The organism is Brucella pseudintermedia (assembly GCF_008932435.1).
Taxonomy (GTDB): domain Bacteria; phylum Pseudomonadota; class Alphaproteobacteria; order Rhizobiales; family Rhizobiaceae; genus Brucella; species Brucella pseudintermedia.
The window spans coordinates 1-26,287 of record NZ_WBWE01000001.1 but is presented as its reverse complement, the minus strand read 5'-3'; the positions used below and the strand labels follow the sequence as shown (position 1 = coordinate 26,287).

The following is a 26,287-nucleotide window of genomic DNA, read 5'->3' as shown; positions in this document are numbered from 1 at the left end:
GACCACTCTAATCAGTGTCGGGCGTTCAGAAGGCGCGCCGCTTCGTCAATGGTGATATCTGTCGCCAATAGCTGCCCGAAACGCGATGGTCCAGTCCTGTCTCGCGCATAAAGATCGTAGCGGCCTGCCGACCGGGCAAGAAGCGTATGCGGAAGGGGCGCGAGCGCCGCGCAGGATTTGGCGCATCCGGTCACGTGGACGGCTGTCGTTGCGCAGGTCAAATGCGAGGCGAGTGTCTTGCCGTCGGCTTGAGTGTCGGCGAGCGCGGAGCCGCACCCATTCGAACCCGAACAGGCACGAATCCGCGCATGAGGCGCTTCGGCTGTGGTTTCGAGATCAAGCGAACGAAGTACTTCGGTTATTTTTCCAATCTGCATTCCATCTACATAAGGGAGGATGATGCCTTGCCATGGCGTTAGCCGTAGTTCGCGCTTTCCGCTGATGGAGAGGTCTGCCAGTGCCCTGAGCTGGTGTGGCGTCAGCCGCCCCATAAGCGGCATGGCGCCGACATAAGTCGATCCATCACGCTGCCGGTTCGGGCCAAGATGCGAAAATGGCGTCTGTGCCTTGCGTTTCCAGCCTGCGGCAGAATGGATTGGAAAAGGCAGTTCCCTGTTCAAATCGGCGAGAAATTCGGCTGGCGAAACCACCTCGAACAGATGTTTCATCCGCGCAAAACGGCCATGGCGTAAAAACCGATGCAGCAACGCTTCGATGAGGGGGAGGGCGTGTCGGGATTCCAAGGTCCCCAGCGCTTCCCTGTCGGGAGAGGAAGCAAGGCCGAACGCATAGGTTTTCCGGTCCACGGCCGAAAGCCAGATATCGCCCGGATGGGAAATCATGGCGCAGTCCTCGCCGCCGTCAATCTGCAAGGAGAATTTCGGTGACAGCGAATAGAAAGCTTCATTCGCCTGCAACATATTCAGCACGGATAAGGCCAGTCCGGTGACGTCGCATATCTGACCACAGTCAAGGCCAGACGTGGGGCTAACCATCACGTTGCGAACATCGTCGGCACCGGAATTTTCTGCTCCAAGCCCTGTGTCATGAAGCGCAGCGACAACATTATCCCAATGTCCGGGCGCGATGCCGCGCAACTGGATATTGGAGCGAATCGATAGCTCAATCGCGCCTGTATCGAAACGTTCCGCTATCGTTGCAATTGAACGGGCCTGATCGGCTGACAGGCGACCGAGCTTCAATTTGATGCGGGCCATTGCGCCATCTTTCGCCATCACCATGCGTGAAAGACCAGGACAGGCGTTGCGCCTGTCGGTCTGGACTTGCAGCGTTTGAGTGGTTTGCTGGCTCGACATTCCAGCCTTATACGCCTTGCCGCTTGCACTTGCTACTGCCTCGCCATACGAACAGGGAAAAGGAGCGGCGCGCATGGCACATTGGCTGACGGTGATCGGGATCGGCGAAGACGGATTGGACGGGCTTGGGAAAACCGGGCTCGCGGCGCTTGCTTCGGCCAAGGTCATTTTCGGCGGCAGACGCCATCTGGATTTTCTGGACGACAGCATCAAGGCTGAGCGCGTGGCGTGGCCGTCTCCCTTCGACGAGGCTTTCGCCATGATTGAGGCATATCGCGACCAGCCGGTCGTCGTGCTGGCAAGCGGCGATCCAATGTTCTTCGGCGTGGGCGCAACTTTGGCGCGGCATTTTTCTCCGCAAGAAATGCTTGTTCTGCCGCATCCGTCCTCGCTCTCGCTGGCTGCCGCAAGGATGGGATGGCCGCTTCAGGACGTCCGCACTGTCAGCGTGCACGGTCGTCCGTTTGAACTGCTGCTTCCGCATATCCTGCCGGGCGAGAAACTTCTTGTCCTCAGCAATGACGGCTTGACGCCAGCAAAAGCGGCGGCAATGCTCAAGGACAAGGGCTTTGGCCAGAGCCGCATGACCGTGCTTGAGCACATAGGCGGCTCGAAGGAACGCCGGATAGGGGATAGAGCAGAAAACTGGTGGCACGAGCGATGTGCCGATCTGAATGTTCTGGCGATTGAATGCATCGCTGCGCCGGAAGCGAACGTGTTTTCGCCAGCGGCCGGGCTTCCCGATGAAGCCTTTGAAAATGATGGTCAACTGACCAAGCGGGACATTCGCGCTGTCACGCTGTCGCGATTGCAGCCATTGCCCCATCAACTTCTTTGGGATGTTGGGGCTGGGTGCGGCTCCATCGGCATTGAATGGATGCGTGTTCACCCCACATGTCGCGCCATTGCCATCGAGGCCAACGGACAGCGACAGGCCATGATCGAGCGGAATCGCGCGTCATTGGGCGCTTCGGGATTGCAGTTGATCAGGGGCGAAGCTCCTGCGGCGCTTACAGGATTGGAAGCGCCGGATGCAATTTTCATTGGCGGCGGCGTGACCGATGACGGTGTGCTTCAAGCTTGCTGGAATGCCCTGAAGCCAGGCGGGCGGCTGGTTGCCAATGCCGTGACCCTGCAAAGCGAAATGCTGCTTTTCAACTGGCGTGAAAAGTGCGGTGGAGAACTGACGCGGCTCTCGGTTGCGCAGGCCGGGGCGCTCGGTTCTTTCGATGTGTGGCGGCAGGCACTGCCCGTCACAATTTATTGCGGGTCCAAGCAACAATGATGACTTGAATAGTCATGTTATATTCGGGTAAGGCTGGGAAAATTCATTCCCAAAGGAGGACGGGGCATGTCCGAACTCAACGCCAATACCCGTTTTGCGCTTACCAATGCGGGTCATGTGCTCAATCAGCTTCTCGATCATTTTGTCGAGCATGCCGACGTGCACCGTCAGGGTAGCATGGCCAAGCTGGTGCTGAGCTTCGGTCAGGCGGATGTGCAGTGGGACGATGAAACGGTCAGCGTCGATGTCACGAGCGAGGACGAAACCGGGCTGGCCTATATGAAATATTCCATCGCCGAACATGTGCTGGAGTTTCTCGACAAGGGCAGCGCCAAACCGAAGATTATCTGGGAAGGCGATGTGGCGGCCGGACTGCCATTGCCTTATTTCCGCGAGATGCAGGTTGTTTCGGTATCGAATGTAACGCCGCACATGCGCCGTGTTCGCCTCAAGGGCGACAATCTTCACCGCTTTTCCTATTTGGGCCTGCATATCCGTCTTCTGTTCCCGCCCAAGGGCCTTGCCAAACCGCAATGGCCCACGACTGGCGAAGATGGCCGTCCGGTTTGGCCGGATGGCGAAGCCAAGCTTGCGACACGTGTCTATACGATCCGCAACATTGATGCGGCCGCCGGATGGGTGGATATCGACATGGTCGTTCATGGCGATGATTGCGATGCGCCCGGCTCCGGTTGGGCCCTCAGCGCCAAGCCGGGCGACATTGTCGGTATGACTGGTCCGGGCGGTGGCGATGCAGGCGATGCCAAATGGTATCTGCTCGCTGGCGACGAAACCGCCTTGCCTGCCATAGGGCGCATTCTCGAACGGTTGCCGGAAGGAACCAAGGCGGTCGTGCGCGTCGAAATCGGCAGCCCCGAGGAAGAGCAGAAACTTTTCTCACGGGCCGATGTCGATCTGCAATGGCTGAACCGCAATGGCGCCGAGGCGGGAACGACGACATTGTTGCAGGACGCGGTGAGGGCGGTGGAATTGCCGGAAGATGAAGACGATATTTTTGTCTGGGCCGGTTGCGAATTCGACGCATTCCGGTCGATCCGCACCTATATGCGCAAGGAACGCAATATCCCGAAGGACCGTCAGCTGATTGTCGCCTATTGGCGGCGCGGGCAGGATGGCGACACGCCAGGCAAGTCCGACGATTGATGCAATGAAAAAGGGGGCCGCCAGGTCCCCTTTGTTTTTGCGCATGCTGAAACGGACCGCTTCTTCCTACCTGCGGAAGCCTTCGCTCGCCCGCATCAGGTTCTTCGTATAGTCGGCATGGATATTGCCGCTGACAAGATCATTCGCCTGCAACTGTTCCACGACCTCCCCATTACGCATGACGGCAAGCCGGTCGCACATATGGGTGACGACGCCAAGGTCGTGGCTGACCATGACGAAGGTGAGATTGCGGTCGCGCCGAACCTGTTCGAGCAGGTTCAGCACTTCCGCCTGAACCGATGCATCGAGCGCCGAAGTCGGCTCGTCGAGCAGCAATATGCTGGGCTCGACGATGAGCGCGCGGGCAATGGCGATGCGCTGGCGCTGGCCGCCCGAAAGCTGGTGCGGATAGCGGAAGCGAAAGCCGGAACCGAGGCCGACTTCATCGAGCGCCTTCACGATGCGCTGTTCCGTGTCGCCAACGCCGTGGATGGCGAGCGGTTCCAGCAACAGGCGGTCCACAGTCTGCCGTGGATGCAGCGAGCCGTAAGGGTCCTGAAACACCATCTGGACATTGCGATAGAACGCCTTGTCACGCGGTGTCTTCAGCAATTGTCCGTCAATACGGATTTCGCCATCTTCGACAGGCGCAAGACCTGCTACGGCGCGCAGCAGGGTCGATTTGCCCGAACCGGATTCACCCACCAGCCCGTAGGATTCGCCGCGGGCCACTTCGATGCTGACCGATTTCAGCGCATGGAAATGGTCGAAATAAACGTCGATATTATCGACGCTCAATGCAGATGCCGTGCTCATAGTTTCGCCTGTCATAGCTTCCATGCCTCCTCACGCTGCAAGGTTGGCAGGGGATGGCGATCGGCTCCGATTTTCGGCATGCAGTTCAGCAATCCTTGCGTATAGGGGTGTTTCGCATTGGCGAGGTCTTTCGCCGCGATTTCCTCCACGATCTTGCCTGCATACATCACGATGACGCGGTCGCAGAAGGAGGAAACGAGGCGCAAGTCGTGGCTGACGAAGATCAGCCCCATGCCGCGTTCGGCGACCAGCTTGTCCAGAATGCCGAGCACTTCGAGCTGCACCGTCACGTCGAGGGCTGAGGTCGGCTCATCGGCGATCAGCATTTCCGGCTCTGCCACCAGCATCATCGCAATCATGACGCGCTGGCCCATGCCGCCCGAAACTTCGTGCGGATAGAGGCTCATGACACGCTCAGGATCGCGGATCTGCACAGCTTCCAGCATGGCGATGGAGCGCTTGCGGATTTCCTCGCTGCTGAACTTGCCGTGGGCCTTCAGCGTTTCGGCAATCTGCTTGCCGATGGTCATCACAGGGTTGAGGGAATATTTCGGGTCCTGCAACACCATGGCGATACGACCGCCACGTAAGGCACGGCGTTGGCGCGCTGGAGCGTTCAGAAGATCGATGCCGTCGAACTCGAGTTTTTTGGCGGTGATCTTCGCGTGCAGCGGGGTCAGCCCCATGATGGCGCGGCCGGTCTGCGACTTGCCCGAGCCGGATTCGCCCACGATGCCGAGGCGTTCGCGACCCAGTTCGAAGCTGACGCCGCGCACGGCCTCGATTGCGCCCGTGCGGGTCGGGAAGGTGACCCGCAGGTCTTCAACAGTCAGAAGAGGCTTCATTGGTTGTTACCCCGCGGATCGAGCGCATCGCGCAGGCCGTCGCCCAGAAGATTGAAGCCGAGGCTGACGATGAGGATCGCGATGCCCGGCATGGCGGCAACCCACCACTGGTCGAGAATGAAGCGGCGACCGGACGCGATCATCGCGCCCCATTCAGGCAATGGCGGCTGAGCGCCAAGGCCAAGGAAGCCAAGACCGGCGGCGGTGAGGATGATGCCTGCCATGTCGAGCGTCACACGCACGATCAGCGACGAGGTGCAGAGTGGCATGATGTGGCGCACGACGATGCGGATCGGCGAAGCGCCCATCAGACGAACGGCGGAAATATAGTCCGAGTTGCGCACGGTCAGCGTTTCGGCACGCGCAATGCGCGCATAGGGCGGCCATGAGGTGATGGCGATGGCGATGATGGCATTTTCGATGCCCGGCCCGAGAGCAGCAACAAACGCGAGCGCCAGAATGAGCTTCGGGAAGGCAAGGAAAATATCGGTAATGCGCATCAGCACCGCATCGACCCAGCCGCCGGCGTAACCGGCAACCGTGCCGACCAGAAGGCCGATAGGCGCTGCGATGATCGCGACCAGCAGCACCACATAAAGGGTGAGGCGGGAACCATAGATCAGACGCGAAAGAATATCGCGTCCCTGATCGTCGGTGCCGAGCAGATACCCCGGTGATCCCGGCGGCAGGAGACGTGCATTGGCCAGATCGCCGACAACCGGCGAATGCGGGGCCAGCACATCGGCCAGAGCCGCCACGACAAGAAGGCCGATGATGATCAGGAGACCGAGGACGGCCAGCTTGTTGGCGGTGAAGCGCCGCCAGACCATGTAGGCGCGACCGAGACGGGCTTGCGTGCGCGACTGCGGCCGCTCGGTAAGCAGCCATTCGCGCCATGAGAGGTTGGAAGTATCTGTCATTTGGCTCATCGTGCGCGCGTCCTTGGATCGAGAAGCCGATAGAGAAGATCGGACACGAGGTTGAGCGCGATAAAGACCGATCCGATGACGATCGTGCCACCGAGAACGGCATTCATATCAGCGTTTTGCAGTGAATTGGTGATGTAGAGTCCAAGGCCGGGCCAGGAGAAGATGGTTTCGGTCAGCACCGAACCTTCCAAAAGCCCGGCATAGGAAAGCGCAATCACGGTCACCAGCGGCACGGCGGCATTGCGCAGCGCATGGCCCCAGATGATGCGGGTTTCCGAAATGCCCTTGGCGCGCGCGGCGATGATATATTCCTGTTCCAGTTCATTGAGCATGAAGGAACGGGTCATGCGGCTGATATAGGCGAGCGAGAAATAGCCGAGCAGTGCAGATGGCAGGATAAGGTGGGAGACAATATCCTTCAATGCTGGCCAGTCGCGCTGGAGAATCGCGTCAATCACATAGAATCCGGTGATCGGCGTGAAGGTATATTCGAATGTGATGTCGATGCGTCCGGGACCGGATGTCCAGCCCAGCCGCGCATAGAAGATCAAAAGCGCGAGCATTCCGAGCCAGAAGATCGGCACCGAATAGCCGACAAGCCCGATCACGCGCACGATCTGGTCGACGAGGCTGCCGCGCTTGACCGCGGCGAGGACGCCAAGAGGAATGCCGAACACGGCGCCGATGATCGTGCCGACGGTGGCAAGTTCCATCGTGGCCGGGAAAACGCGGCGAATATCGGTCATGACCGGATTGGTGGTCAGCACCGAAGTGCCGAAATCGCCCTGTAGCACGCCCTTCACGTAAAGGAAAAACTGCTGGTAATAGGGCAGGTTGAAGCCCATTTCTTCCCGAACGCGCGCGACGACATGCGCTGGAGCGCGATCGCCGACGATTGCAAGAACGGGATCAATCGGCACAACACGGCCGATGAAAAAGGTTACGGCCAGAAGGCCCAGATAAGTCGTGATGACGATACCCAGAAAACTGGCTATCGACGTGGCAAGAGCCGCCCCGCGCCGCGGTGCCCGCCTTACCTTTTTGGTGGTTCCAGTGTTACTCAATGTTTTGACCGCTTCCGACAATGAGAGCGTTTCAGGACAACTGTCGCTCCGGAAAACCGGATCGGCAGTGCTGAAAATTTCGTGGAGCGGCTTCCTTTTTGATTCAGAAAACCGCTCCATCTCGTTGATTTAAAGCCGTTTCGGCGCGTGATGATTTTCACGCGCCGACGCATGGCCACTATTCCTTGCTGACAGGAGCCAGGAAGTTGGAGTCGAATGTCGGGCCGAGCTTGTAGCCCTTCACATTGCCGCCGATGCCGGCGACTTCCACCTGCTGGAACAGCATGACGAACGGGCTCTGGTCGAGCGCTTCCTGCTGCAGCTTCTTGTACTGTTCGGCACGCTTGTCGCTGTCGCGCTCCAGAAGTGCGGCCTGCGTCTGCTTGGTTAGCTCCGGAATGTCCCAGGCGTTGCGCCATGCGAGCGTCTTGGTCGAGGCGTCGTCGCTATTGTCAGGATTGCTGGTGAAAGCTTCGGCGTTGGAATTCGGATCCCAATAGTCCATGCCCCACTGGCCGATATACATATCGTGGTTGCGGGCGCGATATTTGGTCAGTGTCTGCTTGCCGTCGCCGGGGATGATTTCGATCTTCACGCCAGCCTGAGCAGCGGTCTGCTGGAAGGATTCGGCAATGCCGGTGACCGGCTGGCCGTTACGCACGTCGAACGTGACCGAAAGACCGTCCTTGAGGCCTGCCTTGGCGAGAAGTTCCTTCGCCTTGGCGACGTCGAGCTTGTACGGAGCAGCATCGAGAGAGCCGAGAACACCCTTGGCCTGATAAGTCTGGCGGATTTCACCGATGCCCTTGATGAGAGTCGAACCGATCGCATCATAATCGACCAGATATTTGAACGCTTCGCGGACTTCCGGCTTGGCCAGATTCTCGTTCTTCTGATTGAGGCTGATGTAATAAACCGTGCCCTTGGCGGCGCTGGTTGTGGCGAGCTTGTCGTTCTTCTGAACGGCTTCGTAGTCGCCCGGTTCCAGATTGCGCGCCACATCCACATCGCCGGATTCGAGCATCAGGCGCTGCGTCGCGCTTTCCTTGACGTGACGATAGAAGACCCGCTTGAGCTTGGCCTTTTCGCCATAGAAATTATCGTTGCGCTCCAGAATGACGACTTCATTGGCGCGCCATTCGCGGATCACGAACGGGCCGGAACCTGCCGACTTGGTTTTCAGCCATGCATTGGCATAATCGGTGTCGTACTTGTACTCGTCGGTCGGCGTAACCTTCTCTGCATGTTCTTCGAGAAGCTTCTTGTCGACGACTGCGGCGACGGTCGCGGTCAGGCAGTTCAACACAAAGCTTGGCGCATAAGGCTTGTCGACGGTGAAGACGAAGGTGTTATCGTCTACGGCTTTTGCCTTTTCGTTGATGTTATCCTTGGTCAGGCCAAACTGGGTCAGGATGAACGCCGGGCTCTTGTCGAGACGGACAGCGCGTTCGAAGGAATAGGCTACATCGGCAGACGTGATCGGATTGCCGGAAGCGAACTTGATGTCCTTCTTCAGCTTGAACGTATAGGTGAGGCCGTCGTCGGAAACGGTCCAGCTTTCGGCAACGCCCGGCACGACTTTCGACGTGTCGTTGATGTCGAGACGGACGAGCATGTCGTAGGCGTTACCGATGAACTCGGCCGGGCTCAATTCAAAGGATTCGGCAGGGTCGAGCGTGATGGTGTCGTCAATGGCCCATGCCTGTACCAGCGTGTCGGCAGGTGTGGCCGACAGGGCCGGATTTGCGGCCAGAACAGCGGCAAGTGCGGCGCCTGCGGCCAGAATGCGAAAACGTCCGAAATGCATCATGGTAGAGTTCCCTTTCTGTATTTTTGTTGGGATTTTGTTCGATTGTATCTGCATGTCAGGCTTCATGCCATGCCTGTTTCAGAACCCTGATCCAGTTGCCCCGGCAAAGCTTTGCCAGTTCCTCGTCGTTATATCCGGCCTTTTGCAAGGCTATGACAAGGTTCTGCGTGCCTGCTGCATCGCCGATTTCGGCAGGGATTGTTGCGCCGTCATAGTCCGAACCAAGCGCCACACAATCGATGCCCATGCGTTCAACCATGTAATCCACGTGGCGCACCACATCGGAAAGCGGCGTGTCGGCGTCTTCCTTGGCATCGGCGCGCAGCATGGTCGTTGCGTAGTTCAGTCCGGCAAGGCCCTTGCTCTCGCGGATCGCATCAAGCTGGCGGTCGGTCAGGTTGCGGGCCACGGGGGTGAGGGCATGAGCGTTGGAGTGGCTGGCGACCAGCGGCTGATCGCTCAGTTTCGCCACATCCCAGAAGCCTTTTTCGGTGATATGCGCAAGGTCGATCAGAATACCCTTGGCATTGCATGCCTTGACGAGACGCTTGCCTGTCTCAGTCAGGCCGGGGCCGGTATCTGGGCTCATCGGATAGGCAAACGGAACACCGTGTGCGAAAATATTGTTGCGGCTCCAGACGGGTCCAAGCGAGCGCAGGCCTGCGGCGTAAAACACTTCAAGTGCTGCAAGATCTTCATCGATGGCTTCGCAGCCTTCCATGTGCAGCACGGCGGCAAATGTGTCGCTGTTCAGCGTCTCGTCGAGCTCGCGTCCATTGCGGCAGAGCTTCCAGCCGCCAGCCGCTTCCAGCTTGAGGGCAATGGCGGCCATATCGAGAGCGATGTCGAGGGAGGGGCTGCGTTCCAGCGGTGGCGAAAGCGGCGTTTCGTAATGGCCATTGGCGTCTGGCTTGCCCAGTTCGATATGCTCGCCGGAGGGCACATAGATAGCACAAATACCGCCCGCCAGGCCGCCCTTGCGCGAGCGGGGGGCATCGATATGGCCGACATCCGTTCCGCCGATGAATTCCTTGATGGGGTCTTCGCCTTTGCGGGCATTTTCCCAAAGCCGCAGAAGGACATCGTTATGTCCGTCAAAAACGCGCTGCATTCTCTCATTCCTGCCTGCATGGCCTGCCGGAGCAGAGCCACATATTCATGTGTTCAGGCGCAAGGGGACAACACGGCAAGGTAAGATAACCTCCCGATATGGTGGTTGAGCTTTCCAGTCATTGTTCCCCGCATTTCCACTATCAATTTATAAGCGGTGAGTGCCTGTCGGAGTCAAGCCATCGAATGACGTGGCCAGACTGCGAAATGAAGATAAATTTATGCAAAACGAAAGGGCTGCGCGGTAAAGCGCAGCCCTTTGTGCAAAAGCCGAATTGCTTGATGCGAAAACAGAATGAAGTGTCGGTCTAGAACTTGTAGTTCAGGCCCGCCTTGATCGAATGGTTCTTCAGGTTGTTGCGCTGCTCCACGCCATTGACGCGGGACTTCACGTCGCCGAAGCGCTGGAAGTCATACTCGGCCTTGACCGAGAGCGGGCCGCTCAGCGCTTGCTCCACACCGGCGCCGATCAGCGCGCCGCCTTCCCAGCCCGGAGCGGAAGTGGTGTTGTCCTTTGCCTTGAAGCGCGTCACGCCGTAGCCCGCCGTGCCATAAACCAGCGTCTTGTCGAAAGCATAGCCGACCTTGCCCTTGGCATTGCCGTTCCACGACTGCTGGAGGCTGCCGCCATGGCCAATGCGATGCTCCGCCTCGGCGAAATTGCCTTCGAGTTCCGCGCCGAACACCACATTGCCGCTCTGCATGTTCTTGCCTACGACGACGCCGCCCAGAGCGCCCGTGCGGTTGGTGAAAGGGCCGGGGATCTTGGACGATGAAGCGCCGATCTGTGCGCCGATATAGTTGCCCGACCAGTCATGCGGGCCGCTGGCAACCGGATCGTTATAGGAATAGTCCGTTGCTCCCATCATGTCGGCGGCGAAAGCCTGACCTGCAAAAGCAACGATTGCGGCGCCAAGCGCCACTGCGGTGATAGAACGCTTCAACATTTTTTACTCCGATTTTCCCGTCCGGAAACGCTGGCGGGAAACATGCCTGAATTCATTATTGCCATCGAAAGGTCTTGCCTTCGGTCTGGCTTTCGTCTCACCTCTGATTGTGTCCAAATTTAAGAAAATTCGAGCGATTTCCATGCATTGCGCAATCATTCCTTGCGCTATGCTTAACAATCGGTAACTGCGTGACGCCGGAGTTTTGTCAGATCAATCCCAGCCCGCGGAAGCTGGCATGGCCGTGCTTCCCGACGATGACATGGTCGTGCACGGCGATGTTGAGCGCCTTGGCGGCATTGACGAGCTGTCGGGTCATGTCGATATCGGCGCGCGATGGAGTCGGATCGCCTGATGGGTGGTTGTGGACCAAAATAATGGCCGTGGCAGAAAGTTCCAGCGCGCGTTTGACCACCTCGCGCGGATAGACCGGCGTGTGGTCGACCGTGCCGGTCTGCTGCACTTCATCGGCAATCATCCTGTTCTTCTTGTCGAGGAATAGGATGCGGAACTGCTCGCGGGTCTCGTATGCCATGGCGGTGGTGCAATATTCGATGACCTGGTTCCATGAGCCAAGCACTTCGCGCTCCATGACCGCGCTTCGCGCGCTTCGCTTGGCGATGGCTTCCACAAGCTTGAGTTCATGCGCGACAGTGGGGCCAGCACCGGGCACTTCAGCGATCAGCTTTTCGGGCGCGGCCAGCACCTCGGCAATCGAGCCGAACCGGGTCAGAAGCGCCTTGGCGAGCGGCTTGGTGTCAGCGCGGCGAATGGCACGAAACAGCAGCATTTCGAGCAATTCATAATCCGCCAATGCATCGGGCGTTTCCCTGAAACGCTGTTTGAGGCGATCACGATGACCGGCGTAATGCGGCTTGTCGATTTTGGGCGCTAATTGCAGCGTATCGCTGAAGCCGGGCAATTGCGCATTACCCGGCTCGTTCCTGCTCTTTGCCATCCTGTTTAAACCCCCGCAAAAACAGACCAGACAATTATCGGGACAATATCACTTCGACATTATCTCATGGAAGGCGGTCCGAAGACATTGGCTGGAGAGAGTGTGAATATCTCGCAGCCGTCTTTCGTAACGCCGACCGTGTGTTCATATTGCGCCGTCAGCGACCGATCTCGTGTAACCGCCGTCCAGCCATCGGCGAGAACCTTCACATGCGGCTTGCCGAGATTGATCATCGGCTCGATGGTGAAGATCATGCCTTCCTTGATTTCCACGCCTTCATTCGGCGTGCCGTAATGAAGGATATTCGGCGCATCGTGAAAAAGCTGCCCGACACCGTGGCCGCAGAAATCGCGCACGACAGAGCAGCGCTCGCCTTCGGCATAGGTCTGGATCGCTGCGCCGATTGCGCCGGTCTTGGCGCCCGGCTTGACGGCCGCGATCCCGCGCAAAAGGCTTTCATAGGTGACTTCCAGCAGCCGCTCGGCAGCGCGCTTGATGCCGCCTACCGCATACATGCGGCTGGAATCGCCATGCCAGCCATCGAGAAGATAGGTCACGTCAATATTGACGATATCGCCCTCGCGCAGCGGCTTGTCGTTCGGGATGCCGTGGCAGACGACGTGATTGATCGACGTGCAGGTCGATTTCGTATAGCCGCGATAGTTCAGCGTTGCCGGAAACGCGCCGTGATCCATGCCAAATTCGAACACGAAGCGGTCGATCTCGTTGGTGGTCACACCGGGCTTGACGATATCGTTGAGCGCATCGAGACAGCGCGCCGTCAGATTGCAGACCGTGCGCATCCCCTCGAAGGCTTCGGGGCCATAGAGCCTGATCTGGCCCGTATATTTCATGGGTGCGCTTGTCGCTTCGATATAGGTTACCATCACTTCGATCCGTCTCATTTACTCGATTGGCACCAGCCCGGTGGCGTCAATGCTGCTATCCGTTATGTGGCACCGAACGGCCCAGGCCTCAACCCCGTTTGCAAGCGCGTGTTCAAAAGCGCGTGCGTAAGTGGGGTCGAGATCGCCGGAAATACTGAATCTGCTGCAATCGTTTCGCTGGATAATAAACAGCATCACGCCACGATGACCAGCGGCAACCACGTCGACCAGCTCGTCGAGGTGTTTTGCGCCGCGCGCCGTCACCGTATCGGGAAACTCCGCCAGTCCGAGTGTCCGGATGAAATGCACATTCTTGACCTCGACATAGGCGCGCTGGCGCGGACCGTCATCGAGCAGAAGATCAATGCGCGAATTGCGGCCATATTTCTGCTCGCGCTTGAGGCTGGCATATCCCGCGAGGTCGGGAATGAGACCGTTGAGGATCGCTTCCTCGGCGATTCTGTTGGGCAAGGCGGTATTCACGCCGACCAGCGTATTATCCGCTTCGACGATTTGCAGCGTGTGGGGATATTTGCGGTGAGGGGCATCCGAAACACTCAGCCAGACGCGGGAACCCGGAGCGGTCAATCCGAGCATCGAGCCGGTGTTGGGCACGGACGCCGTGATGAACCGCCCGTCATCAAGCGTGACGTCGGCGAGAAATCTTTTGTAGCGGCGTTCCAGCCTGCCGGTAACCAGAGGAGTTTGAAAAATCATGCGCCGATGTAGAGCAGTTCGGCGCGCATGCGAAAGGCTTTTCTGCCAGCCTCGCCGAAATAGCGGATAGACGGGGCCGGGGTCAGAACAAGGCCTTGAGAACGTCGGCCCAGCTCATATCCGCACCCAGTACCATTGCCGCAGCAACGAGACCGGCACCGAGAAAGGTGAGGGTGGTTCTTGTTTCGCTTGTCATTATTCTTCCCCATCAAATCAATCATTTGAAACTGGGAGGAATTTCACGGGAGAATTTGCCCGGATTGTGATGCGATAATGGCTATTCCGGGCAATTTGCGGGCATTTTACGGATAGGGTAAACGCCGCCGGATCTTGCTAGTTTTTCACCCAGTCGAAGACGAGTTCCTCGCGAAAAGCGAAGCGGACGACATGGCTTGCCACCACCTCTTGAAGACGGGGGAGGTTTTCTTCCGAGGTTTCCACGGTCGCGGTCAGTTTTTCAGCATCGGCATCGAGAATCACGAGACGGTTCTCGCCGAGATCGATCGTGCCGTGTTCAGGAGTGAATTCTACCGTGAATTTGTGCGCCCAATGCTTGCAGAGCTGCTGCAGGTAGCGGCTGGCATGGGCGGTGGAAACGATTGCTGTTGCTTTCGGCATCATGCTGTCCTTTCAGGAAGGTTACAGTCCGGCGCGTAGCAACATCCTGGCAGTTCAGCCAGTAATATTTGCGTCAATTCTAAGGAAAAGAAAAACCAGCAATGGTACGCCCAAGGGGAATCGAACCCCTGTTTCCGCCGTGAAAGGGCGGCGTCCTAACCGCTAGACGATGGGCGCCCGTTGCTGGTGTGGGGCGCTTATAGTCAGGAAATTTCCGACATGCAAGCCCCTTTTTCACCTGTCTGTGAATAAGTTCAAACAGCGCAAAACAGCTTGCGCCCAGCGCTAACATATTGAATTGTAAGGGAAAAGAAAAACCAGCAATGGTACGCCCAAGGGGAATCGAACCCCTGTTTCCGCCGTGAAAGGGCGGCGTCCTAACCGCTAGACGATGGGCGCCCGTTGCTGGTGTGAGTGGGCTTATATTGAGGAAGGTTCTGACTCGCAAGCCCCAAAAAACACTTTTCTGAAAAAAATCGAATGTACTGCAAAAATGGGGAAAACTTCCCCGATCGATTTCGTTACTTCCTTGAAAAATAAAGGCAAAAGAAAAGCCGGATCATGCGATCCGGCTTCCGGTGTTCGGTGAGGGGTGCTTCTCAGCCCTTGCAGCGCCAGTTCCAGTCGCGCTCCGGACCAACATCGACGTGAACCGAAGTCGTGTGGCAATAGGTGCCGACGCCGCCACGTCCCGGCATGGAGCGCGCGAAGCGGGCGATTTCCCATTTGGAAACGCCATCGATCTGGATGTCTGCCGCAGCGCAGATCATATGGAGCGATTTGCGGGCGCCGTTGACCTTGCGATTATAGGAGGGGCTGCGATAGCCCGAAGTCACCATCACCGGACGGCGGAAATGACGCTCCATGGTTTTCAGCATGGAAACGAGCTGCGGCTTGAGGCAGGCGACATCCACGGTTTCTCTTTGTACTTTCAGGCCATTGGGCGCAAGGCGGGCAAGACCCGGCGCTGACGCAAGCGTCACGCTTGCAAATTCATCGTCTTCGTTCGCATCAATATCGCTATCGTCATAGAGACTGTTGCGATGCTTGATCTCGATGCCGCCATTCGGTCGCACGCCCGGCAGTGAATAATTGTAATCATGCTTGGCGGAAGGCGAAACCGGCTTCACCACGGCCAGTTTCTTGTTTTCCGTTCTATCGGAGCGTGCGCCGGTCGATTCGTCGGAGAAAAGCCGGGCGATGCTGCCTTGCGAGGCTGTTGGGCGCTGTGGCGAGGCGTAAGCGCTCTTTGTGGAACCAAACAGGGAAGCGACCTGAACCGGCTTTTCAGCCTCGGCAGGCTTTGCCGCCGCGGTCTGCTGCGGTTCGGCTGCCCCGGCCCTCTTTTCTTCCTTTGCCGGTTCTTGGGGCTTCTTTGCAGTTTCGGCAGATGCTGCTTCCGCTGGCTGTTCCGTAGCTTGAGCCGGTTCCGGCGCTGCGGGCTTGCTGCCGCCGAACATGCCAAAAAGCGATGTGCTCTTCGGTTGCTGCGGGGCGAGGGCGGCAACCTCGGTCGGCTGCTGCTCGGTGGCCGCGGCAGTTGTGGCCGGCTTCGCCTGCTCTTTATTATTGGTGTTTGTCGCCGCTGCCACGACAGCAGGCTTTGTTTCACCGGGCTTGGCTTCCGCTTTTTTCTCTTCCGTGGAAGAGGCCGTCGCCGCCTCTGCGGCGGCTGTCTGGTCAGCGGCGCTTTGCAGCGTGTCCGCAATGACGGAGCCATCGGCGGCGGAGGTCATCTGAAGCGGCTTGCCGTCAAGTCCCGTCCCGGTTGATGTGCAGGACGTGACAAGAAGCGCAAGCAAAGCCACGCTGCCTGATAGAAACCTGCCGGAGGTCCGGTGTGTAGAATGTGCAAATTTCAACAGTCTGCTCCAGCTCGATTTCCCTGACCAGTTTGGCGCCCCGAATTTCTCCGGGCCTACCTGGTTTCGGGAGATCGGCTCTCCCGTGCGAGGCTGACGTCACGTCCAGTGGCTGATCGTCCCCACAGCTCCCGACTGTTTGTGCCGGGAAAGAAATTCAGAAATATCAGCGTGTTATGATAGTCACTTCAGAGCAATGACAGTCATTTCGCTGCAAGGGGCAAATCACCTGTCCGGCAATTCGCTACCAATTTTTAAGTTTTTTAATCGCCGAGTGCAACTATTGATGCGCATGTGGTGTTAAATGACTTGGCATTTAGCGCGGAATATTCGCATATAACAAAATATTACTTCGTGTAACTCTTGGTTAGGTTTTTCCTTTCTGATGGCCCGTTGGTGTGGCGTTCCGGCCTTCAGGACAAGGCGAATTTCCGATTTGCATCACTCACTTGTTGACAGGACGCCTCGACTTGGTGCTATCCGTTGGCAATTGCTTTATCTTTGTCTGGCGCTGGGCCAACAGCGCCTTATGCGGCATCAACCGGGAACAGAAACATGACCAAGCGCACGCGGCAGATCGCCAATCTTTTGCTGGCAGCAACAGCGGCGGCGATGCTCACTGCGTGCGCGGGCGGAAAAGAGTTTCAGGGCACGCCGCAGGAAGGCGCTTCCCGGACCGGTGTCTTCCCGACATTCGGCCATATGCCGAAGGCTGCGACCACGCAGATCACTGCGGAAGAAAAGCAGCAGCTTACAACCAAGCTTGATGCCGACCGCACGCGTCTGGCGGCATCCAGAACCGGCGGCGCGGGTTTCACGCCCGCCGAAGCTGCTGCACTGCGCAAGCAGGCGCAGCAGGATACGGACGCTACCCTGAAACAGATCGAAAGCGGGGAAGAGTAATCCTCTTCCTTGGGGTTTGGCGCGCATCTTACCCGAAAACCGTTTCACACTTTTCGGGATGTGCTCTAAAGACGAAAGCCGCGTTCTTTGACGCGGCAACATGTCTCGACCCGATTCGAGAACAGGTGTATAGCTCCTTGGCGGCGCATACGCGCCATTACGTTCAACCCTCCACTGGAACAGGATCATGTCGGAAGAATTCCATAAAGTCCGCCGTCTGCCCCCTTATGTCTTTGAACAGGTAAACCGTCTGAAGGCATCGGCGCGAGCGGCGGGTGCCGACATCATCGACCTTGGCATGGGCAACCCCGATCTTCCGACCCCGCAGAACATCGTCGACAAGCTTTGCGAGGCCGTGCAGGACCCGCGCGCCCATCGTTATTCGGCTTCCAAGGGCATTCCGGGCTTGCGCCGTGCGCAGGCGCAATATTATGCGCGCCGCTTTGGCGTGAAGCTCAATCCGGACACGCAGGTTGTCGCCACGCTCGGCTCCAAGGAAGGCTTCGCCAATATGGCGCAGGCCATCACCGCGCCGGGCGATGTGGTGCTTTGCCCGGACCCGACCTATCCGATCCACTCCTTCGGCTTCATCATGTCGGGCGGCGTCATCCGCTCGGTACAGGCAAAGCCGGATGAGAATTTCATCCCGACGCTTGAGCGCGGCGTGAAGCATTCCATCCCGAAGCCGATCGCGCTGATCCTCAATTTCCCGTCCAACCCGACGGCCTATGTGGCGACGCTCGATTTCTACAAGGATGTTGTGGCTTTTGCGCGCAAGCATGACATCGTCATCCTGTCGGATCTCGCCTATTCGGAAATCTATTTCGACGGCAATCCGCCGCCATCCGTGCTGGAAGTGCCGGGCGCCATGGATGTGACCGTCGAGTTTACTTCCATGTCGAAGACATTCTCCATGCCGGGCTGGCGCATGGGCTTTGCGGTTGGCAATGAGCGTCTGATCGCCGCGCTGACGCGCGTAAAATCCTATCTCGATTATGGCGCGTTCACGCCGATCCAGGTTGCTGCAACGGCGGCGCTCAATGGCGACGGCTCGGATATCGCCTATGTGCGCAATGTCTACAAGCAGCGCCGTGACGTACTGGTCGAAAGCTTCGGTCGGGCAGGCTGGGATATTCCACCGCCTGCTGCGACCATGTTTGCCTGGGTTCCGATCCCGGAACGCTTCCGCTCGCTGGGTTCGCTTGAATTCTCCAAGCTTCTGGTCGAACAGGCCGATGTGGCCGTCGCGCCGGGCATTGGCTTTGGCGAACACGGCGACGACTATGTGCGTATCGCGCTGGTCGAGAACGAGCACCGCATCCGTCAGGCTGCGCGCAACATCAAGCGTTTTCTCTCCGCCAAGCATGAGAACCTGCAAAATGTGATTCCGCTCGACGGTCGTCGCGGATAGTCTTTAGAAATCGCTAGGGGCGGCAACTCGCCGCCCGTGCATCCCACCTGATAGCTACTCCATACAGAAGGTCGATATAATGAGTGATGCATTACGGATCGGCGTTGCCGGGCTCGGCACCGTTGGTGCTTCGGTGTTGCGTATCCTGCGTGACAAGTCCGAAATGCTCACGCGCCAATGCGGCAAGCCTGTGACGGTTACGGCGGTCAGCGCTCGCGACCGCACGCGGGATCGCGGCATCGATCTTTCCGGCATCGCATGGTTCGACGATCCGGTTGAGCTGGCCAAATCTGCGGAAATCGACGTTTTTGTTGAGCTGATCGGCGGCGAGGATGGCCCGGCGAAAGCTTCCGTGGAAGCGGCTCTGCGCGCGGGTCGCCATGTCGTGACCGCAAACAAGGCCCTGCTTGCGCGCCACGGCGTTGCGCTTGCCAAGATCGCCGAGGACAAGGGCGTTCTGCTCAATTTTGAAGCCGCTGTCGCAGGCGGTATCCCGGTTATCAAGGCCATGCGTGAATCGCTGACCGGCAACACGGTTTCGCGCGTCTATGGCATCATGAACGGCACCTGCAACTATATCCTGACCCGGATGTGGGAAGAGGGAATTTCATTCGAAGCCTGTCTCAAGGATGCGCAGCGCCTCGGCTATGCCGAAGCCGACCCGACTTTCGACATTGAAGGCAACGACACGGCGCACAAGCTGGCGCTGCTGACCAGCCTTGCCTTCGGCACGCAGATCGCAGCCGACGATATTTATCTCGAAGGCATCAGCAATATTTCGCTGGCCGATATTCGCGCCGCCGATGAACTCGGCTATCGCATCAAGCTTCTGGGCGTTGCGCAGAAGACCGATACGGGTATCGAACAGCGCGTGCACCCGACCATGGTGCCAACCTCGTCGGTGATCGCGCAGGTTCACGGTGTCACCAATGCCGTTGCAATCGAAACCGATCTTCTGGGCGAGCTTCTGCTTTCCGGTCCCGGCGCGGGCGGCAATGCCACGGCATCCGCCGTGATCGGCGACGTTGCCGATATTGCCAAGAGCCGTCCGGGTTTCCAGCACGGGCCGGTGTTCGGCACGCCTGCCAAGGCGTTGCAGCCCTATAAACGCGCCAAGATGCGCAAGCATGCGGGCGGTTACTTCATCCGCCTGACTGTGCTTGACCGTATCGGCGCTTTTGCGGCCATCGCCAAGCGCATGGCGGAAAATGACATTTCGCTGGAATCCATCGTGCAGCGTCCGCCGATGGACGATGCAGCAAGGGAAGGCATCAAGACGGTCATCCTCGTCACGCATGAAACGACCGAATCGGCCGTCAAGAAGGCGCTGGAAGCGATCCTCAAGGATGACCATCTGGTCGACAAGCCGCAGATGATCCGCATCGAACGGGCGGGCTGACTGCGGATATTCTGCTCTCTTGCAGGTTCGATTCACCTTTGTTATGAAGGCCGGGTTATTCGTTTCAAGAGATAAACAGGAAAAGGAGGGCTGTACGATGTATGTGACGCGTCATGATCATCACCGTCAGTATGGCCCCGGTTTTGCCCTGCATAAGTAATTTGTGCAGGGCGGAAAAAAGACACTGAAACCACTGTCTTATTCTGCCTTTTCCTGAAGGCGCGGTCATCGACCGTGCCGGACATTCGCCAGCACATTGATGCATATCGCGGTTTGGAAACCGGGCATTTGTGCGTGGCAGAATTGGGCTGATTGCCATGTCTCTTGTTTCTATCCAGAATCTTTCGCTTACCCTTCATGAACCCCTCTTTGCCAATCTCGATCTCGCCATAGGCGAGGGCGAGCGCCTTGGTCTCGTTGCTGCCAACGGGCGCGGCAAGACCAGCCTTCTGCGCCTCCTTGTCGGCGATGGTGAACCGACACTCGGAACGATCACCCGGTCGCGTGGATTGAAAATCGGCTATGTCAGCCAATATGTGCCGGAAAGCCTGCTAGACCGCAGTTTCTACGAAGTTGTGCTGGATGGGCTCGATGAAGAAGCGCGGGATTATGAAAGCTGGCGCGCCGATATCGTTCTGGATGATCTGTGCGTGGCCGATGAATTGCGCCAGCTTCCGGTGTGCCAACTCAGCGGCGGCTGGCAGCGGCTTGCGCTTCTGGCCCGCGCTTGGGTGTCGGAACCCGATGTTCTCCTTCTCGATGAGCCGACCAACCATCTGGACCTCGAAAAGGTGCGGTTGCTGGAAGACTGGCTGAATGCGCTGCCGCGTTCGGTCGCGGTCGTGGTCAGCAGTCACGACCGCGCCTTTCTGGATGCGGTGACGAAGCGCACCCTGTTCCTGAGGGCGGAAAAATCACCGATTTTCGCTCTGCCATATAGTCAGGCACGGGTTGCGCTCGATGAAATCGACGCGGCGGATGCCCGGCAGTTCGAAAAGGACATGAAAACGGTCCAGCAATTGCGCAGGCAGGCGGCGAAGCTCAACAATATCGGCATCAATTCCGGCAGCGACCTGCTCGTGATCAAGACCAAGCAGTTGAAAGCGCGGGCCGACAAGATCGAGGAAACTGCCAAGGCAGCCCATGTGGAGCGCTCTGCCGGCAAGATCATATTGAACAGCCGCGGCAGCCACGCCAAGGCGCTGGTTGTTCTCGATCACGCCGATATTGCTACGCCCGATGGCAGGCTTCTTTTCAAGACGGGGCAGTTTTGGATCAATCCGGGCGACCGCATTGTCCTGCTGGGCGCCAACGGCATGGGCAAGACGCGGCTGCTGACGCTGGTGCGCGAGGCCATCCTTGCTCCGGAACGGGCGCAGACCGGGGTCAAGGCGACGCCATCGCTGGTGCTTGGATATAGCGATCAGGCTCTGTCGGAACTTCGTCCGGACTGGACGCCGTTCGAGACGATTGCGAGACGCTTCGATATTGGCGACCAGCGGACGCGATCGCTGCTCGCCGGTGCCGGTATGACGCTTGAAATGCAGGCGAAGCCGCTGGAACGCCTGTCTGGCGGGCAGAAGGCGCGGCTGGCGATGCTGGTTCTGCGGCTGACCAATCCGAACTTCTATATTCTCGATGAACCGACCAACCATCTCGATATCGAGGGGCAGGAAGCGTTGGAAGTGGAACTGCTGCGCAATGAGGCGGCAAGCCTGATCGTCTCGCACGACCGCAGTTTTGTTCGCAATGTCGGCAACCGGTTCTGGATGATCGAAAGAAAAAAGCTGGTCGAGCTGGAAAGTCCGGAGTTTTTCTTCGATGCTATAGGAAGCTGAATAGGTGCAACATCTTTCGGTTGTTTGATAACTTCTGGCCGGGCGTGAGTGTTCACATCCGGTCGAGAGGTGAAACGAAGCGTGTATTGCTTAAATCGATTAAGAGTTTGAGCGTACAATGTTTTTGGCCTTCGCGCCCTTGCAGGGTGCCGGGGACTTTGACAAAAGGTTTGCACAGTGTCGCTATAAGAGGCGGCAGTCGCGGGCGTCATGCGCCGCATCCACGCAATTCGAATTCAGGACTTTGTTCAAATGGCCAAGACCGCAGAGCAGCAACCCCACGGACTCGACCGCATCCTCACACTCGAACTGGTCCGCGTGGCCGAGCGTGCAGCAGTGGCGGCGGCGAGGCTGCGTGGCCGGGGCGACGAGATGGCCGCTGATCAGGCCGCCGTCGATGCCATGCGTCAGGAATTGAACCGCCTTCCGATTGCCGGGACGGTGGTTATCGGTGAGGGCGAGCGCGACGAAGCGCCGATGCTCTATATTGGCGAAGAAGTTGGCACCCGGCAGGGACCGGACGTCGATATCGCGCTTGATCCGCTGGAAGGCACCACGATCTGCGCCAAGAACCTGCCGAACTCGCTCGCCGTCATCGCGATTGCCGAGAAGGGCAACCTGCTTTACGCGCCGGACGTCTACATGGAAAAGATCGCTGTCGGTCCGGGTTATGCGAAGGGCGTCGTCGATCTCGACGCCAGCCCGACGGACAACATCATGTCGGTTGCCAAGGCAAAGGGCGTGAAGCCGAATGAAATCACCGCCTGCATCATGGACCGCCCGCGCCATGCGCGGCTGATCGAGGAAGTGCGTGCGACCGGCGCGGCCATCCGCCTGATCGGCGACGGTGACGTGGCCGGCGTGATGCACACGACCAACCCGGATGAAACCGGCATCGACATCTATATCGGTATCGGTGGTGCGCCTGAGGGCGTTCTGGCTGCGGCAGCGCTGCGCTGCATCGGTGGCCAGATGCAGGGCCGTCTCCAGCTCAATACCGATGAAAAGATCGCTCGCGCCGCCAAGATGGGCATCGCAGACCCCAAGAAGGTCTACACGATGGAAGAAATGGCCAAGGGCGACGTGCTTTTTGCCGCGACCGGCGTGACGGACGGCAACATGCTTTCCGGCGTCAAGTTCGCCCGCGACTATATCCAGACGCACACCATCGTCATGCGTTCAAGCTCGCAGACGGTGCGCGAAATCAAGGCAAGGCATCAGGATTTGTCGAAATTCTGACAGGACATTTTTCAAGTTGGCAAAAGGCGGCATTGCAAAAATGCCGCCTTTTGTGTCTTTAGAATCTTATGACCACAGAGCGCTTTTTCCTCGGAATAAAACAATCCGCAACCGGGCAGAAATGGGTGGACCGGCTTGGCCTTCGTGAGGCCAATACGGCACTTGCCATCGCGCAGCATCACGGCATTTCCGATCTTGTCGCCCGCGTGCTGGCCGGGAGGGGCGTGTCCGTGGAAGGCGCGCCGGAGTTTGTCGATCCGACACTGCGCAATCTCATGCCCGATCCGGCAACGCTCACCGATATGGAAAATGCGGCAGGGCGCATTGCGGACGCCATTCTGCGCCGCGAGACCGTAGCCATTTTCGGCGACTACGATGTGGATGGGGCCTGTTCCTCCGCCTTGATGGCGCGTTTTTTCAAACATTACGGCATTCAGCACTCCATCTACATTCCCGACCGGATTTTTGAAGGTTATGGCCCAAACCCCGATGCCATGCGCGATCTGGTTGCCAAGGGTGCGACCCTGATCGTGACCGTCGATTGCGGTACCAACAGCGCCCCTTCCATCACGGCGGCGAAGCAGGCCGGGGCGGACGTCGTGGTGCTCGATCACCATCAGGTTGGCGGCGACCTGCCGGAAGATGCGGTGGCAATCGTCAATCCGAACCGTGAAGACGATATTTCCCTGCAAGGGCATCTCTGCGCGGCGGGCGTGGTTTTTCTGACGCTGGTGCAGGTGACAAAAATCTTGCGCGAGCGTGGCAAAGGGCCGGGCCCTGATCTGCTTTCCCTGCTCGATCTGGTGGCGCTCGCCACGGTCTGCGACGTGGTGCCGCTAACCGGCGTCAATCGTGCTTTCGTCGTCAAGGGGCTGCTTGTTGCGCGCTCACAGAGCAATGTCGGCCTTGCAGCACTTGCCCGTGTGGCGCGCATTGGCGAGCCGCTCAATGTCTTCCATCTGGGTTACCTGATCGGGCCGCGCATCAATGCGGGCGGACGCATCGGCGATGCCGGGCTTGGCGCTCGGCTGCTGACGCTGGATGATCCTGCAACGGCGGACCGTATCGCTGTTGAACTCGACCGGCTCAATCAGGAGCGTCAGGCCATGGAGGCCGAGATGCTGGTGGAGGCGGAAGCGGAAGCCTCGCTGGAAATCTCCGGTGGTGCGGGCGCCTCGGTGATCGTGACGGCAAGCGACCGCTGGCATCCCGGTATTGTTGGCCTGCTTGCCTCCCGGTTGAAGGAAAAGGCGCGGCGTCCCGCCTTTGCCATTGCCTTCAACGCCAATGGCGTTGGTTCGGGCTCCGGGCGTTCGATCATGGGGCTTGATCTCGGCAAGCTCGTTCGCGGCGCAATGGAGCGCGGACTGCTCGTCAAGGGCGGCGGTCATGCCATGGCAGCCGGTATCACCATCGAGCGCGGCAATCTTGGCGCTCTGCGCGCCTATCTTGAAGAAGAATCGGCGCATATCGTTTCGCGCCTGCGGGAAAACCAGAGCATTTCCATCGATGGTGCGCTGGCCGCATCGGGCGCCACCGTGTCGCTTTATGAAGCCTTGCAGAAGGCAGGGCCCTATGGCTCGGCGCACCCGCAGCCCATATTGGCGCTGCCGCATCATATACTGGCCGATGTGCGGGGGGTAGGACGCGACCATGTGCGCGTTACATTGCGCGGCGCGGATGGAAAGCGCGTCAATGCCATAGCCTTCCGGGCGGCGGAAGGCGATCTTGGGCGGTTTCTGTTCAACAATATCGGCCAGAGCGTGCATGTGGCAGGAAATCTGTCGCTAAACCATTGGAATGGCTCCGTCACTCCTCAGATACAGATTCTGGACGCGGCATTGCCCGTTTAATATTTCCTGGGCCAGTTTGAAATTTCAGGATTTTTTTGCCTTCACGCTCTTGTGAGGGGCGGGGGCGAATTCCCATATGAGCACTGATTTAAACATTCAGACATGACTCTAAGTGGGAGAAACCGATGCCGGGTTCCGGAAACCGCCTGACCAAACTGACAGCTGCAATGGTGTTGGGGCTGATTGCCTCCTTTGCTGCGGTCGATTTCGCCGAGGCTCGCCGCGCGGGCGGTGGCGGTTTCGGCAGCCGCGGTGCGCGCACCTATTCCGCACCGGCGCCGACGCGCACGGCACCCAACAACGCCGCTCCCATCGAACGTTCGATGACGCCCAATACCGGCACGACACAGACCAGCCGCCCGGCGGCAGGCGCAACGCAGAATGCGGCGCAGGCGCAGCGTTCCGGCGGCATGTTCGGCAGTTTTGGCCGTTCCATGCTGGGCGGCCTACTGGTCGGCGGTCTGATCGGCATGTTGCTCGGTAACGGCCTTGGCGGTCTTGCGGGCATGTTCGGGCTGATCCTGCAGGTCGCAGTGATCGCGCTCATTGCCATGTTTGTCATGCGCATGTTCGCGAACCGCCGCCAGCCAGCGGCGGCAGGTGCCGGTAACGCAGGCGCGCAGCCCTTCGGCGCGGCAAAGGCTGCCGCCCCACAGGCTGGTTTTGGCGGCCGTACGCCATCCGTAAACCCGTTTGAAAGCAAGCAGGAAGCCGCACCTGCTGCTGCGGCGGTTGAAGACGAACCGATGGATGTCGGTCAGGAAGATCTGGATCGTTTCGAGCAGATGCTTTCCGAGATCCAGACTGCCTATGGCCGCGAGGATTATGCGGCGCTGCGCAAGCTTACCACGCCGGAAGCCATGTCTTATCTGGCGGAAGAGCTGGGCGAGATCGCTTCCAGCGGCATGCGCAACGAGGTGAAGGACGTGAAGCTTCTGCAGGGAGATGTTTCCGAAGCCTGGCGCGAAGGCAATGCCGAATACGCCACCGTTGCTATCCGCTATTCGGCAATCGACGTGATGCTGGATCGCAATACCGGCGCTGTCGTGGAAGGCAATCCAAATGAGCCGGTTGAAAGCGTCGAGCTCTGGACGTTCACCCGCAAGGATGGCGGCGAATGGCAGCTTGCAGCCATTCAGGGAACGGAATAACCGTTCAGGATCGAAAAAGCCCGGTCTCGCGACCGGGCTCAGACCGCTGACAAACCCATCGATATTTTCGACGGGTTTTGTTCTGGGAAGTATGCTGTTTTGGGCGGCAGAGTTTTGACGCAGATTGAGAAGGGTGTATCCGGCTCATGCGCTGACCGGTTTTGG

At 58.6% G+C, this 26,287-nt stretch carries 22 protein-coding genes and 2 tRNA genes; 9 read left to right on the top strand and 15 right to left on the bottom strand.

All coding sequences use genetic code 11. The features are described from left to right. Nucleotides 1-11: 11 nt before the first annotated feature. The gene (gene cobG, locus F9K78_RS00120) at nt 12-1,316 is read right to left on the bottom strand and encodes a precorrin-3B synthase (RefSeq protein WP_235925373.1); all 1,305 of its coding nucleotides are present in this window, start codon (nt 1,314-1,316) and stop codon (nt 12-14) included. Nucleotides 1,317-1,389: 73 nt separating this feature from the next. Between cobG and cbiE the strand changes: the two genes are divergently transcribed. Further along, nucleotides 1,390-2,601: a precorrin-6y C5,15-methyltransferase (decarboxylating) subunit CbiE gene (gene cbiE / locus F9K78_RS00115; protein WP_121985063.1), complete on the top strand. Its 1,212-nt coding sequence runs from the start codon at nt 1,390-1,392 to the stop codon at nt 2,599-2,601. A gap of 66 nt (nt 2,602-2,667) precedes the next feature. Beyond that, the gene (locus F9K78_RS00110) at nt 2,668-3,765 is read left to right on the top strand and encodes a siderophore-interacting protein (RefSeq protein WP_121982270.1); all 1,098 of its coding nucleotides are present in this window, start codon (nt 2,668-2,670) and stop codon (nt 3,763-3,765) included. Nucleotides 3,766-3,831: 66 nt separating this feature from the next. Here the strand turns inward: F9K78_RS00110 and F9K78_RS00105 are convergent, their stop codons facing one another. The 14 genes from F9K78_RS00105 to F9K78_RS00040 all read right to left on the bottom strand — a co-directional run bounded on the left by F9K78_RS00105 (nt 3,832) and on the right by F9K78_RS00040 (nt 16,328). Then, a complete protein-coding gene (locus F9K78_RS00105) occupies nt 3,832-4,581 on the bottom strand; it encodes an ABC transporter ATP-binding protein (protein WP_025090430.1) in 750 nt (249 codons plus the stop codon). Nucleotides 4,582-4,592: 11 nt separating this feature from the next. Continuing rightward, on the bottom strand, nt 4,593-5,426 hold the full coding sequence (locus F9K78_RS00100) for an ABC transporter ATP-binding protein (RefSeq protein WP_121982271.1): 834 nt from the start codon (nt 5,424-5,426) through the stop codon (nt 4,593-4,595). Beyond that, on the bottom strand, nt 5,423-6,355 hold the full coding sequence (locus tag F9K78_RS00095; RefSeq protein ID WP_112592393.1) for an ABC transporter permease: 933 nt from the start codon (nt 6,353-6,355) through the stop codon (nt 5,423-5,425). The genes F9K78_RS00100 and F9K78_RS00095 overlap by 4 nt, the downstream gene beginning before the upstream one ends. Then, nucleotides 6,352-7,419, bottom strand: a complete 1,068-nt coding sequence (locus F9K78_RS00090; protein ID WP_121985069.1) for an ABC transporter permease — start codon at nt 7,417-7,419, stop codon at nt 6,352-6,354. Before F9K78_RS00090 ends, F9K78_RS00095 begins: the two co-directional genes overlap by 4 nt. A 178-nt stretch (nt 7,420-7,597) precedes the next feature. Further along, a complete protein-coding gene (locus F9K78_RS00085; protein WP_121982272.1) occupies nt 7,598-9,229 on the bottom strand; it encodes an ABC transporter substrate-binding protein in 1,632 nt (543 codons plus the stop codon). A 55-nt stretch (nt 9,230-9,284) separates the two neighbouring features. Beyond that, nucleotides 9,285-10,340, bottom strand: a complete 1,056-nt coding sequence (locus F9K78_RS00080; RefSeq protein ID WP_121985064.1) for a dipeptidase — start codon at nt 10,338-10,340, stop codon at nt 9,285-9,287. Nucleotides 10,341-10,647: 307 nt separating this feature from the next. Continuing rightward, nucleotides 10,648-11,286 (bottom strand): outer membrane protein, encoded by a 639-nt coding sequence (locus tag F9K78_RS00075; RefSeq protein WP_121982274.1) that lies wholly within the window; start codon nt 11,284-11,286, stop codon nt 10,648-10,650. Between the two features lie 208 nt (nt 11,287-11,494). Further along, the gene (gene radC, locus F9K78_RS00070) at nt 11,495-12,244 is read right to left on the bottom strand and encodes a RadC family protein (protein ID WP_151682027.1); all 750 of its coding nucleotides are present in this window, start codon (nt 12,242-12,244) and stop codon (nt 11,495-11,497) included. Nucleotides 12,245-12,303: 59 nt separating this feature from the next. Further along, the gene (gene map, locus F9K78_RS00065; RefSeq protein WP_121982276.1) at nt 12,304-13,131 is read right to left on the bottom strand and encodes a type I methionyl aminopeptidase; all 828 of its coding nucleotides are present in this window, start codon (nt 13,129-13,131) and stop codon (nt 12,304-12,306) included. An 18-nt stretch (nt 13,132-13,149) separates the two neighbouring features. Continuing rightward, nucleotides 13,150-13,848 carry a DNA/RNA nuclease SfsA gene (sfsA, locus tag F9K78_RS00060; protein ID WP_121982277.1) on the bottom strand — a complete coding sequence of 233 codons (699 nt, stop codon included), beginning with the start codon at nt 13,846-13,848 and terminating at the stop codon, nt 13,150-13,152. A gap of 333 nt (nt 13,849-14,181) precedes the next feature. Further along, entirely contained in the window at nt 14,182-14,466 is a 285-nt protein-coding gene (locus tag F9K78_RS00055) for a DUF2218 domain-containing protein (RefSeq protein WP_121982292.1), read from the bottom strand. Nucleotides 14,467-14,568: 102 nt separating this feature from the next. Next, nucleotides 14,569-14,643 (bottom strand) — tRNA-Glu (locus F9K78_RS00050). Nucleotides 14,644-14,790: 147 nt separating this feature from the next. Continuing rightward, nucleotides 14,791-14,865: transfer RNA gene (locus F9K78_RS00045), tRNA-Glu, on the bottom strand. A 200-nt stretch (nt 14,866-15,065) separates the two neighbouring features. Beyond that, on the bottom strand, nt 15,066-16,328 hold the full coding sequence (locus F9K78_RS00040; RefSeq protein WP_121985065.1) for a D-Ala-D-Ala carboxypeptidase family metallohydrolase: 1,263 nt from the start codon (nt 16,326-16,328) through the stop codon (nt 15,066-15,068). 555 nt (nt 16,329-16,883) lie between these two features. Here F9K78_RS00040 and F9K78_RS00035 point away from each other — a divergent pair. The 7 genes from F9K78_RS00035 to F9K78_RS00005 all read left to right on the top strand — a co-directional run bounded on the left by F9K78_RS00035 (nt 16,884) and on the right by F9K78_RS00005 (nt 26,122). Continuing rightward, complete coding sequence (locus F9K78_RS00035; protein WP_006467069.1) at nt 16,884-17,231, top strand: hypothetical protein; 348 nt, start codon at nt 16,884-16,886, stop codon at nt 17,229-17,231. Between the two features lie 187 nt (nt 17,232-17,418). Next, a complete protein-coding gene (locus tag F9K78_RS00030) occupies nt 17,419-18,642 on the top strand; it encodes an LL-diaminopimelate aminotransferase (protein ID WP_121982279.1) in 1,224 nt (407 codons plus the stop codon). Between the two features lie 79 nt (nt 18,643-18,721). Then, a complete protein-coding gene (locus F9K78_RS00025; RefSeq protein ID WP_121982280.1) occupies nt 18,722-20,041 on the top strand; it encodes a homoserine dehydrogenase in 1,320 nt (439 codons plus the stop codon). 317 nt (nt 20,042-20,358) lie between these two features. Beyond that, entirely contained in the window at nt 20,359-21,879 is a 1,521-nt protein-coding gene (locus F9K78_RS00020; RefSeq protein ID WP_121982293.1) for an ABC-F family ATP-binding cassette domain-containing protein, read from the top strand. Nucleotides 21,880-22,131: 252 nt separating this feature from the next. Further along, the gene (glpX, locus tag F9K78_RS00015; RefSeq protein WP_121982294.1) at nt 22,132-23,118 is read left to right on the top strand and encodes a class II fructose-bisphosphatase; all 987 of its coding nucleotides are present in this window, start codon (nt 22,132-22,134) and stop codon (nt 23,116-23,118) included. Nucleotides 23,119-23,186: 68 nt separating this feature from the next. Beyond that, complete coding sequence (gene recJ / locus F9K78_RS00010) at nt 23,187-24,971, top strand: single-stranded-DNA-specific exonuclease RecJ (RefSeq protein ID WP_121982281.1); 1,785 nt, start codon at nt 23,187-23,189, stop codon at nt 24,969-24,971. 125 nt (nt 24,972-25,096) lie between these two features. Beyond that, on the top strand, nt 25,097-26,122 hold the full coding sequence (locus F9K78_RS00005; protein WP_121982282.1) for a Tim44 domain-containing protein: 1,026 nt from the start codon (nt 25,097-25,099) through the stop codon (nt 26,120-26,122). The last annotated feature ends 165 nt before the right edge of the window (nt 26,123-26,287 follow it).